At 48.0% G+C, this 11787-nt stretch carries 9 protein-coding genes; 5 read left to right on the top strand and 4 right to left on the bottom strand.

All coding sequences use genetic code 11. The features are described 5' to 3' along the window. Positions 1–3 precede the first annotated feature (3 nt). From serC to FPE01S_RS04475, 3 genes are read right to left on the bottom strand one after another with little or no spacing between them, the layout of a single operon-like run. Positions 4–1071 (bottom strand): 3-phosphoserine/phosphohydroxythreonine transaminase, encoded by a 1068-nt coding sequence (gene serC, locus FPE01S_RS04485; protein ID WP_046367646.1) that lies wholly within the window; start codon positions 1069–1071, stop codon positions 4–6. A 57-nt stretch (positions 1072–1128) separates the two neighbouring features. Then, the gene (locus tag FPE01S_RS04480) at positions 1129–2091 is read right to left on the bottom strand and encodes a zinc dependent phospholipase C family protein (RefSeq protein ID WP_046367645.1); all 963 of its coding nucleotides are present in this window, start codon (positions 2089–2091) and stop codon (positions 1129–1131) included. Between the two features lie 11 nt (positions 2092–2102). Beyond that, a complete protein-coding gene (locus FPE01S_RS04475; protein WP_046367644.1) occupies positions 2103–2750 on the bottom strand; it encodes a DUF502 domain-containing protein in 648 nt (215 codons plus the stop codon). A gap of 246 nt (positions 2751–2996) precedes the next feature. Here FPE01S_RS04475 and FPE01S_RS04470 point away from each other — a divergent pair, with 246 nt between their 5' ends. The 5 genes from FPE01S_RS04470 (at position 2997) to FPE01S_RS04450 (ending at position 10869) form a co-directional block, all read left to right on the top strand. After that, positions 2997–3620, top strand: coding sequence for a TetR/AcrR family transcriptional regulator (locus FPE01S_RS04470; protein WP_046368656.1), 624 nt, complete (start codon positions 2997–2999; stop codon positions 3618–3620). Between the two features lie 11 nt (positions 3621–3631). Continuing rightward, the gene (locus FPE01S_RS04465) at positions 3632–5077 is read left to right on the top strand and encodes a TolC family protein (RefSeq protein ID WP_052955506.1); all 1446 of its coding nucleotides are present in this window, start codon (positions 3632–3634) and stop codon (positions 5075–5077) included. A 31-nt stretch (positions 5078–5108) separates the two neighbouring features. Next, on the top strand, positions 5109–6317 hold the full coding sequence (locus tag FPE01S_RS04460) for an efflux RND transporter periplasmic adaptor subunit (protein ID WP_046368654.1): 1209 nt from the start codon (positions 5109–5111) through the stop codon (positions 6315–6317). A 38-nt stretch (positions 6318–6355) separates the two neighbouring features. Further along, entirely contained in the window at positions 6356–9964 is a 3609-nt protein-coding gene (locus tag FPE01S_RS04455; protein WP_046367643.1) for an efflux RND transporter permease subunit, read from the top strand. A gap of 107 nt (positions 9965–10071) precedes the next feature. Beyond that, positions 10072–10869 (top strand): TIGR00266 family protein, encoded by a 798-nt coding sequence (locus FPE01S_RS04450; protein WP_046367642.1) that lies wholly within the window; start codon positions 10072–10074, stop codon positions 10867–10869. Between the two features lie 51 nt (positions 10870–10920). Here the strand turns inward: FPE01S_RS04450 and FPE01S_RS04445 are convergent, their stop codons facing one another. Beyond that, complete coding sequence (locus FPE01S_RS04445) at positions 10921–11760, bottom strand: alpha/beta fold hydrolase (protein ID WP_169749126.1); 840 nt, start codon at positions 11758–11760, stop codon at positions 10921–10923. Positions 11761–11787 lie beyond the last annotated feature (27 nt).

Here is an 11787-nt window from a genome sequence, read left to right as displayed (position 1 = left end):
GAGTTATCCTTTCTTTTGAGCAAAATCTTTTATCAGATCAGTAATAGCTTCTACGCTGGAAAGCGGAAGCGCGTTGTAGAGACTTATTCTGAATCCTCCGACAGAACGGTGTCCTTTCACACCATACATGCCATTGGATTTGCAAACAGACAAAAATTCCTTTTCCGTTTCCACATCGGGCATCGTGAACACAACGTTCATTTTGCTCCTGTCTTCTATAGGCACGGGCAGGCGAAACATTGGCAGGCTTTCCAGGGTGCTGTATAACAACCCGGCTTTCTGATCATTAATTTTCTGAATGCCGGCTACACCACCCTGCTTTTTCAGCCAACGAAGCGTGAGCATGCACACGTATACCGCAAAGACGGGTGGGGTATTCAGCATGGAACCATTTTTGATGTGTTCCCGGTAATCCATCATCGTGGGCAGTTTGCGGTTTACCTTGCCGAGTATTGCTTCGTCAACCACTACAATGTTCACCCCGGCCGCACCGATATTCTTTTGTGCGCCGGCATATATCAGGCTGAAGCGGTTGAAGTCCATTTCTTCACTCAGTATATCGCTGCTCATATCTGCAACAAGGGGAACATGCGTATCCGGAATGCCGGCAACCTGCGTGCCTTCAATGGTATTATTGGTAGTATAGTGAAAATAGGCGGCATCATCCGGTATTGTATACTGCCTGGGGATATACGAATAGTTCCGGTCTTTTGAACTGGCCACAACATTTACGTTTCCAAAAAGCTTTGCTTCTTTGATCGCCTTGATGCCCCATGTACCACAGTCCAGGTAGGCGCCGGTAGCATTGTCATCCAGGAGATTCATAGGCACCTGGAAGAACTGTGTAGACGCTCCCCCGTGAAGAAACAATACTTTCTTGCTGTCGTTCAGCTGCATCAGTTCTTTCAGCAACGACTGTGCTTCATCCATTACAGACTGAAAGGCATCCGTACGGTGCCCGATTTCAAGAATGGATAATCCCATATTGTTGAAATCAAGAATGGCTTCACTGGCCTGCTGAAATACTTCCCGGGGCAGGATGGATGGTCCTGCATTAAAATTGTGTATCACTGAGTTAAACTTTAGTGAGGCTGCAATTTCCTTAAAATTTGTCAAATGCCCCGGCCGTTAATTGCAGCTTTTTCCAAAAGCAGGCCGGTTTCTCCAGAAAATGGCTAATGAATCCAGTCTGCTGTCCGGTTGCGATGGAAGCATTTTCGCAAGGGGCCTCAGATCCGGCTGTCCGGCATTTACCCAGGCCGTATACCAGCAATCCGCTACCGCTTGTATGGCCTGCCTCATCCTTCGTTCTATCATTCCCCTGAGCACTTTGTTATAAGTCCGGGAATAACCGGCAGCATATTGCTTCACTACCTGTCCGGAACGCCATTCATAGGCATACCTGGAATCGGGCGGTAAAGCGGCCGATAAAGCCTTTTCCATATCCAGCACCGAATCAACTGCTGCAGCACTTTCGAGGAGGATGCGCCACGTCAAATCTGAAATATTCTCTACATAATGTGCTTTGCCGATAAAAAAGTCCCACTCCTGGTCTGCCAGCAGTTCTGGTACCCTGCTTTCCCAGAAACCATGTATTCCATGCTGCCCGGTTTTCTGGCCGTTGTGATTGGAGCTGGTATGCAATGGCACATGCGCATCACCGATATAATGCCCCAGATCACTGGACAACCTGAGGATTCCCGGCAGGTTCTTCTCCCGGAATGCCTTTATCAGGCCGGAATATACCTGTTGAATACGCCACGGTAAAATGCCATGAACCTGCAGACTGTCAGCTCCAAAGACCATGGCGGCACTGTCCCAGCTTCTCGGCAAACTGTCAAAAGGATATTTTCCGTAATGATCCAGGTCGATATAATGTCTTGGCGCTTCGGCCTTGAGAATGTACCGTCGCTTGTCAGCATCCGTCGCATGCTCCCTGATATAGGACATTGACGGTTTGTACAGGATCAATAGTTCCGGCGGAAGGAGGTACACAGCGTATTCATTGATCTTTCTGTGCGCAAAGAACCCCCAGGAAAATACAGGTAAGCTTCCGCCAAGGCAAATCACCATCATCAGCACATATCGCATACTAACGTCCTTTAGACGGACTTTCCACTCTTGTGATGTTCGTGTTCCGGTTCTGCAACACCGCCGGAAACGACATACTTCATGGCATCGGCGGCTTTCACATGATCGATCGGACGGACCCTGTGCCGCGGCACCAGGTAGGTTTGTCCTGCAAAGGAATAGGAGAGGGGCACGTAAACAGTGATATATCCCTGGAGTCCGAATTCACTGGCATCTTCATCAGTAATGAATCCGATCTGATAAACATCTTCCAGGTGCAGGGATACTGCAACAGGTTTATTGAATTTCCGTTTGTTGCCGGCAAAGGCTTCAAAGAAATCCTTAATAGAAGTATAGATGAATTTCACCCCCGGGGCTCTTTCCAGCCAGTGATCAAAAAGGCTGAAGATGCGGCTGGTGATAAAATTGGAACTGAGGTATCCGATAACAATCAGGGCTGCAATAATTACAACAAAGCCCAATCCATAATTCCGGGTCATGAAACGACCACTGTCATCTTTGACCTGAAACAACGGAATAAGGTTATCGATGGAACTGACAAACCAGAAGATCAGGTAGCCGGTTATGGCTACAGGTGCAACAACCAGCACGCCCTGCAAAAAATATTGAAAGACTTTTTTCCAGCGCCAGCCATCTTTTTTCAGCGGTTCCATTTCCATAAACCAAAACTACAAAAAAGGAAACCGCTGCCCGTTTTCTGATGGATTTAGGGGGTATTCACCGGGCACCGGTATTTTGCCAGCTTTCCCATGCGGTCCCGTGGTTCAATGGTGAAACGCTTACCAGGTGCGGGTTACAGATCACTGAGCCAGGGAGCCACTTATGGAAAAAAACAGCCGTTTGTACAAAAAAACGCACAGGAAACTTTGGTTACGAAAAAAGTTTCCATAGTTTTGTCCTCCGAAATGATTGAGTTAGACCAGAGAGATCGTATTCTCTACAAGACGAAGGAACTGTTCATGCAGTTCGGCATCCGGAGTGTCAGTATGGACGACATCGCCAGTGCCATGGGTATCAGTAAAAAGACCATTTACCAGTACTTTTCTGATAAGGATGAACTCGTTACTGCCATTATACTATTCAAGCTGCAGGAATCCGAATCTACCTGTCTGCATGACCAGCATGAAGCTGAAAATGCTATAGATGAAATGTTCAGGGCAATGGATATGGTTGAAATCCAGTTGAGTACCATGAACCCCGTCGTTCTGTTTGACCTTAAAAAATACCATCCGCACGCGTTCGCACTGCTGGAGAAACACAAAAACGATTTTCTCTTCAATGTCATCAGGAAGAACCTGTTATGGGGAATTGAAGACGGGCTGTACCGTCCGGAAATTAATGTGGATGTGCTTTCGCGATTCCGCATCGAAAGCATGCTGATCTCCTATGATCCTGCCTTTTACAGCAAACATAAACTCACTATTGCCGAGCTCGAAAGAATAGTACTGGAACATTATCTCTTCGGCATCGTGACCCAGTCTGGTTATAAAATGGTTCTGAAGTACCAACAAAAAAGACAAAAGACCTAAATGAGATCGTTATGAAAATGAAAGGAAAATGGCCCGGGTTATTTGATAAGAGTGTACTCTTTTTGATCCTGTGCTTATGGACCATCACCTCCAGCGCACAAACGGCACAGCAGCCCGATGGTAAAGCCATACATCAGCTCTCCGCAAAAGAAGCTGTAGAATACGCAAGGAAAAACAACTACCAGGTAAGAAAGGCGCTCGAAGATATCCAGATTCAACACCAGGTAAACCGTGAAGTGACTTCCAACGCTTTGCCGCAGGTAAATGGTTCCGCAGGGATCAACCATTTTCCGCAGGTTGCCGTTCAGAGCTTTCCCAACTTTATTGCAATGGGTACCTACGGTGTGCTGGTTGACCAGGGCGTAAAAGATGGCAGCGGAAATACGATCGTTGCCCCCTCTGACTATGGGTTGATCAACGCACAGTTCGGCACGAAATGGACATCAACCATTGGGGTTTCCCTCAATCAGCTGCTTTTTGACGGGCAGGTTTTTGTCGGATTACAGGCACGTGATGCTGCCATGTCTTTTGCCAGGAAAAGTGCCGAAGTAACGGAGCAGGATGTAATCGTGAATGTTTACAAAGTGTATTTCCAGCTGCTCATTGCAAAATACCAGCTGGAACTTTCGCATGAAAATATTGCACGTTTTGAGAAATTATTTCACGATACCCGGGAGATCTATAAAAACGGGTTCGCTGAAAAACTTGATGTCGACAAGGTCAGTGTTACCCTCACCAACCTGCGTACCGACAGTCTCCGGTTAAAAACACAGATGGACAATGGCTACTACGGTCTAAAGCTCCTTATGGGAATGCCAATCCGGGACAGCATCGTGCTGACGGAAGACCTTACTGAAGAACGCATCAAGTCTGAGATCCTTGACACCGCGTACAATTACCAGGACCGCCGTGAATACCAGTTGCTTGAAATTGGAAAAAGCCTGAACGAATACAACGTAAAGCGTTACAAAATGAGCTACCTGCCTACCTTATCGGCCGTTGGTCAGCTCAATACTGCAGCGCAGCGGAATCAATTCGATTTTTTCAGTGCAGGTGGGCAATGGTTTGCCAATAGCCTGATCGGCGTGTCTATCAATGTGCCCATATTCGATGGATTCAGAAAAGATGCCCTTATCCGGCAGGCTAAGTCGGCAGTGAAGAAAACTGAGTTTGACATGGAAATGATGAAGCTGAATATCGACAATGAAGTCGCCAGTTCCCTGAACACCTTTAAAGCAGCAGTATATGCTGTTGACGCGCAGCGTTCCAATATGAAAGTGGCAGAAGCCGTGTTTGATCAGACGAAGCTGAAATATGACCAGGGGCTTGGTTCCAATACGGAAATTACACAGACGCAGGCGGAACTGAGGCTGGCGCAAACCAACTATTTTGCTGCCCTTTATGATGCTACAGTCGCCAAGATCGATTACCTCAAAGCAATCGGAAAAGTACAGTAACCGCATTCTGAAAATGACAAAAAAGCACTATATGCAAACGACTATAAAACTCCTTTCTGTTCTTACCATTGCGGCCCTGATGACCGCATGTAATGCAACGAATAAGGAACCTATCGACAAAAAGAAAGCTGACCTTGAGAAGCTGAAATCCCAACAGGCCGGCCTCACAGAAAAGATCCAGCAACTGGAAAAAGAGATCAGGGATGAAGATCCCAATGCTATCCCGGCAAAACCCAAACTGGTTGCACTGACCAATATTGAAAAGGGAATTTTCAGCCACTCCATCGATCTGCAGGGAAAGATCGACGCGATGAATGTCGTTTATGTTTCTCCCCGTGGGCAGGGTGGTGTGGTAAAAGCTGTTCTTGTGAAAAATGGTGACCGGGTGCACAAAGGACAGTTGCTGCTTCGCCTCGATGATGCTATTGCACGCCAGAACCTGGCTGCAGCACAACAACAGATTAGTGGTATCCAGGCACAACTGGACCAGGCAAAAAGCATCTACGAAAGACAACAGAATCTCTGGAAACAGAATATTGGTACTGAAGTACAGGTGCTGAATGCAAAGACGAACGCAGAGGCTTTACAAAGTCAGCTTTCTGCAGCAAGAGCCAATGTTCAGCTCGCCCAGGAACAGGTGAATATGGCGAATGTATACGCAGAAATGACAGGTATTGCAGACCAGGTGAACATCAAGGTAGGAGAGTTCTTCTCCCCTCAAAGCGCAGCGATGACTGCGACTGGTATTCGCATCATCAACAATACCGACCTCAAGGTCAGCGTACTGGTGCCGGAGAACTATCTCGGTAAAGTCGGCGTGGGAACCAAAATGAAAGTGGTTCTTCCCGAATCCAATAACCGGGAGATCACCACGACTATCAATGTCGCCAGCAAGTTCATCGAGAATACCAGCCGTTCCTTTACCGTTGAAGGCAAACTGCCCAATGATAAAGACCTGCGTCCCAACCAGATCGCCATCGTCAGGATCCAGGATTATTCTGTTCCTGATGTGATCAGCATTCCGCTGAACACACTGCAGAGTGATGACAAAGGAAAATTTGTGATGGTAGCAGCAAAAGAAGGAAACAAACTTGTTGCCCGCAAAAGACAGGTAGCCGTAGGTCAGTTGTACGGAGAGATTGTTGAAGTGAAGGATGGACTGCAATCAGGAGACCAGCTCATTACAGATGGCTTTCAGAGTCTTTACGAAGGACAGGCTGTAACCACCAGTGCCAATTAACAATAGCCAGGCTTTCCCATAACGGATAAAAAAATGCTATGAGCGCTTTAGAAAAACTAACGGGAAAATTTAAAGAGTTTAAACCAACTTCATGGGCGATCAACAACAAGGTGGCCATCTACCTGATCATGTTGTTCTTTACCCTCGCGGGAATATTCCAGTTCACAACCTTGCCGAAGGAACAATTCCCGGATATCGTGATCCCCACGATCTATGTACAGACAATTTACGTGGGAAACTCACCCAAAGACATCGAGAACCTCGTCACCCGGCCGATCGAAAAGCAGATCAAGGGTATTACAGGGGCCAAGATCAAAAAATTTACCAGTACATCACAACAGGATTATTCAGCCATTGTGGTGGAGTTTGACACTGAAGTAAAAACAGATATCGCCCTCCAGAAAGTAAAGGACGCGATTGACAAGGCAAAACAGGATCTTCCCACAGACCTTACGGAAGAGCCTACGGCCCTGGAAGTGAACCTCAGTGACATGCCCATCATGTATGTGAACCTAAGCGGCAACTATGACATGTTGCGCCTGAAGAAGTTCGCTGATGACGTGAAAGACAAGCTGGAAGAGATCCCGCAGATCAACCGGATCGACATTGTCGGTGCCCCGGAGCGGGAGTTTCAGATCAATGTTGATAACTATCGCATGCAAAGTGCCGGTATCACTTTTGATGATATCGCCAATGCTGTTGCGCGTGAGAATATGGATATCTCCGGCGGCCTTCTCGATGTGGGTACAATGAAGCGGAACCTGCAGCTGAAAGGACAGTTCAAAACTTCCTATGATATCGAAAAGGTTATCGTGCGGAACACTGGCGGTTACCCGATCTACCTGAAAGACATTGCTGTAATCAAGGATACCACCAAGGATGTGGAAAGTTTCGCCCGCCTGGATGGAAAGAATGTGGTGACGCTTAACGTCATCAAAAGAAGTGGGGAGAACCTGATCGAGACCAGCGAAGCTGTTCAGAAAATGGTTAAAGAAGCCAGGGGTGTGTTATATCCCGAGGACCTTAAAGCTGTCGTGACCGGTGACCAGAGTATCAAAACAAAAGCATCCTTTAATGAACTGGTAAACAGTATTGTTATCGGTTTTATCCTGGTACTCATTGTACTGATGTTTTTTATGGGCGTCACCAATGCCTTCTTTGTGGCACTCAGTGTACCGCTGAGTATGTTCGTGGCCTTTGTGTTCCTGCCGGTAGCAGACCTGATTATCGGCACGCACGTGACGCTCAACTTCATGGTTTTGTTCGCACTTCTATTCGGTCTTGGGATTATTGTGGATGACGCCATCGTGGTGATTGAGAATACCCACCGGATCTTTACGGAAGGACATGGACGGCTGCGCGTGGAAAGAGCCACAAAAATGGCGGCGGGTGAAGTGTTCATCCCGGTACTTGCCGGTACGCTGACTACCCTGGCACCTTTCTTTCCCCTGCTGTTCTGGCCGGGTATTATCGGCCGCTTCATGGTATACCTTCCAGCGATGCTCATCTTCACACTGGCAGCATCGCTGGTGGTGGCCTTTATTATGAACCCGGTATTTGCGGTAGATTTCATGAACCATCCGGAGGGTGCCAAAGAACCAAAGAGTGCGATCTTCAGGAAGCCATCCTTCTGGATTCCGATCGGCGCAGGCATTTTGCTTGACCTGATGGGTGCCACGTTCTTCGGGAACTTCCTCATCTTTATTATGCTCCTGATCCTGCTGAACCGCTTTGTGCTGGAAGATGCCATTCACGCCTTCCAGAACCGCGTGCTGCCCTGGATCATGAGTCATTATGAAAACCTGTTGCGCTGGGCATTGAAAGGATGGCGTCCTGTTCACCTGTTGCTCGGTACTGTAGCATTACTCCTGTTATCCATTTTCATATTTGGCGCTTCCATTGCAACCGGATGGGTTGGCATAGAATTCTTTCCCAAAGCAGATCCCAACCAGATCTATGTATACCTGAAGCTGCCGGTGGGAACCAGGGTTGAGTATACAGACAGTGTTACGCGGGTACTCGAGAACCGCGTATACAAGATCCTTGATGTTGATAACCAGAAAGGCAAAACCAATCCGTTGGTGGAAAGTGTTATTTCCAACGTTGCCATTGGAGCAAGCGATCCTGCTTCCGGTGACAGAAGTACCCGCAGTGAACTGGGGCGGATCCAGGTGTCTTTCGTTGAATATGAAAAACGTCACGGAAAGAGTACAAGGCCGTACCTCGACAAGATCCGTGGTGCGATGACGGGTATTCCCGGAGCAGAGATCAGCGTTGACCAGGAAAGCGGCGGTCCTCCCACTGATCCGCCGGTGAATATCGAAGTGGCCAGTGAAAACTTTGATAACCTCGTACATACTGCGGTAAATCTCAAGAACTATCTCGACTCCATTCATGTGCCCGGTGTGGAAGAACTTAAAATGGATGTGGATCTCAATAACCCCGAGATCACGCTCACGGTTGATCGGGAAAGGGCATTGATACAGGGTGTTTCAAGTGCACAGGTTGGACAAGCCATCCGTACTGCCCTTTTTGGCCGGGAGGTTTCGAAGATCAAGGAAGGCAAGGAAGAATATAAGATTCAGTTGCGCAATAATGAACTGCAGCGAAAAGATCTCTCCAGCCTCCTGAACATGCGGATCTCCTTCCGGGATATGGCGAGTGGGGGAGCGGTAAAAGACATTCCCATCGGTGCGCTGGTGAAGGTTGAGCCCAGCAGCACGTTCGGCAGCGTAAAGCGGAAGAACCAGAAAAGGATGATCACGATCCGGTCAAACGTATTGACTACGCAGGGGTATAACGCCACTGCAGTGAACCAGGTGATCGCGCAGCATATAGAGAATTTCCACGGCAAATCAGATGGTGTTACCATCAAACAGACCGGTGAAGGGGAGCAGCAGGCAGAAACTGGTGCATTCCTTATGAAAGCGCTCTTTATTGCACTCGGACTCATCCTGCTGACACTCGTATTGCAGTTCAACTCGGTGAGCAAGTCGATCATTATCCTGACAGAGATCATCTTTAGTGTGATCGGTGTTCTCCTGGGTTTTGCAGCCTTCGGCATGACCGCTTCGGTTCTCATGACAGGTCTTGGTATTGTGGGACTCGCCGGTATCGTGGTAAAGAACGGGATCCTTGTGATAGAGTTTGCAGAAGAACTTCGTAGCCGCGGGTTAAAGACGCGGGAAGCTGTAATTCAGGCTGGTAAAACCAGGATCATCCCGGTATTGCTGACTGCATTGGCCGCGATCCTCGGATTCATTCCTATTGCGGTGGGTTTCAATATCAACTTCATCAAACTGTTCTCTGAACTCAATCCGAATATTTTCTTCGGTGGCGACAACGTTGCGTTCTGGAAGCCACTGAGCTGGACGATCATATTTGGCCTCGCTTTCGCATTCTTCATGACGCTGGTGATCGTGCCGTCGATGTACCTGATTGCCGAAAGGCTGCGGCGGCCGATGCGGCGGATGTTTGGTGGCAAATGGATCAGCTTTATGGGAATTCCTCCTGCAACCCTGCTCTTTGGATTGCTGATGATCCTGACGGCATTCGTACAGCGGGTGAAGGTTAACCGCAGAAGAAGAAGACTGGAAAGAAATTCCGATGCAAAAGTAAACGACGCTTTTGTAGGAAGCTGGTTCTGATTACCAATTAATAGTGACGATCCTTATTTTTGACCTTCCATCCATTGGCGGCGTTGTTCACGCAACCAATGGATGGTTGTTTACATCTAGCAACTAAATGAAAATTCATGCGCACCAACCACGAAATTGATTACAGGATATTTGGCGAAGAAATGCAATATGTAGAAGTGGAGCTTGATCCACAGGAAACCGCAGTAGCTGAAAGCGGCAGTTTCATGATGATGGATGATGGCATCCAGATGGCTACAATTTTTGGTGACGGTTCCAAACAAACCTCTGGTGGTGGTCTGCTCGGAAAGCTTGTCAGCGCCGGAAAGAGGGTGCTTACAGGGGAGAGCCTTTTTATGACCACTTTCACGAACCAAAGCCATGGCAAGAAGCGGGTTAGTTTTGCTTCTCCCTACCCCGGCAAGATCATCCCCCTCGATCTGTTGCAGCTGGGTGGACGGGTGATCTGTCAGAAGGATGCCTTTCTTTGTGCAGCAAAAGGCGTAAGCGTCGGCATCGCATTGCAACGGAAACTCGGCACCGGAATCTTCGGTGGTGAAGGTTTTATTATGCAGAAACTTGAAGGTGATGGAATGGCTTTCGTACATGCCGGAGGGCATGTTTTCGCCAGGGAATTACAACCCGGCGAAACGCTGAAGCTTGATACTGGTTGCGTAGTAGCCTATACCCAGACAGTCGATTTTGATATCCAGTATGTGGGCGGTGTCCGCAATACCATTTTTGGTGGGGAAGGACTTTTCTTTGCAACCCTTCGCGGGCCAGGTACGGTTTGGGTCCAGACACTACCGATCAGCAGGCTGGCCAGCCGCGTGCTGCAATACGGTACAACAACCCGCAAGGAAGAAGGCGGAATTCTTGGCGGACTCGGCAATATGCTCGACGGTGATGGCTGGTAAGAGAAGCTGAAGTTTTTTTACAGGGGTTGCCAGGGCAACCCCTTTTTTATTTCAGTAAAGGTGATATAATACATCCCTGATCTGGCTGAATCTCGTCCATGGAATAAAGTGATTCCCTTCCAGCCAGATCGTGTCGATGCGGGAACTCCCGGTCATCATTTTCAGTCCATAGTCCACATTTATTGGCGGAACCCATGTATCCTGTTTCCCATGAATAAAAACTACGGGACATTGCAGCCGGCCCAGCCTTTCTTTTAATTCCACCAGGTCAGATTTGAGGTACCACAATTCTTCGTTGGAGGGCCGCATGGCGCCGGGAACAAACAGGTTCAAGGGTGTTTTGAACAAAACAGGACGCCATTTTTCAGGCTTCTCGGCCGCAGGATCAATGCTGCCGGAAATAATCACCAGGCCGTCTGCAAGTGTTGGAAAATCAAGCTCCAGCTGAATAATCATCGGACCACCAAGCGAATGACCCACCAGCCAGAATGGCTTGCTGTTTTTTAATGACAATATTACCGGTCCCATTAAAAGCGATTGCGATGGCAAATCCATAGGGGCACCATAATCGCTATATCCAAAGCCAGGCCTGTCGATGCTGATCAGACGATATTTTGTTCGTAACAAAGAGTCGCGGAGGTATGGTTCAAAGGCCGTCCAGCTACCGGGAGTTCCATGCACAAAGAATAACGTCGGGAGGGTGTCGCTACCCGTTTGAACATAGTGGATATGATGACCCTCCTGTTTTCGCGTGAACGTTTTCAAGTAAATCCCATCTTCACGGAACGCGGCCACCGACTTTTTATCCGGTGTGCGGAAGGTCATACAGCTTTGTGCAAATACAAGCCAGCTGATCATCACAACCAGCAATACAGCCAGTGATCTTTTCATAAATGATTTATATTGTACACTAAACCG

Origin of the sequence: Flavihumibacter petaseus NBRC 106054 (assembly GCF_000974785.1) — a bacterium.
GTDB classification, from domain to species: domain Bacteria; phylum Bacteroidota; class Bacteroidia; order Chitinophagales; family Chitinophagaceae; genus Flavihumibacter; species Flavihumibacter petaseus.
The sequence above is the reverse complement of the archived record's forward strand: the minus strand, read 5'-3'. Positions and strand labels throughout refer to the sequence as shown.

Bases quoted from the DNA above. Each gene is read 5' to 3' on its own strand.
- FPE01S_RS04480 (WP_046367645.1), bottom strand. From the start codon at position 2,091: ATGCGATATGTGCTGATGATGGTGATTTGCCTTGGCGGAAGCTTACCT.
- FPE01S_RS04475 (WP_046367644.1), bottom strand. From the start codon at position 2,750: ATGGAAATGGAACCGCTGAAAAAAGATGGCTGGCGCTGGAAAAAAGTC.
- FPE01S_RS04470 (WP_046368656.1), top strand. From the start codon at position 2,997: ATGATTGAGTTAGACCAGAGAGATCGTATTCTCTACAAGACGAAGGAA.
- FPE01S_RS04465 (WP_052955506.1), top strand. From the start codon at position 3,632: ATGAAAATGAAAGGAAAATGGCCCGGGTTATTTGATAAGAGTGTACTC.
- FPE01S_RS04460 (WP_046368654.1), top strand. From the start codon at position 5,109: ATGCAAACGACTATAAAACTCCTTTCTGTTCTTACCATTGCGGCCCTG.
- FPE01S_RS04455 (WP_046367643.1), top strand. From the start codon at position 6,356: ATGAGCGCTTTAGAAAAACTAACGGGAAAATTTAAAGAGTTTAAACCA.
- FPE01S_RS04450 (WP_046367642.1), top strand. From the start codon at position 10,072: ATGCGCACCAACCACGAAATTGATTACAGGATATTTGGCGAAGAAATG.
- FPE01S_RS04445 (WP_169749126.1), bottom strand. From the start codon at position 11,760: ATGAAAAGATCACTGGCTGTATTGCTGGTTGTGATGATCAGCTGGCTT.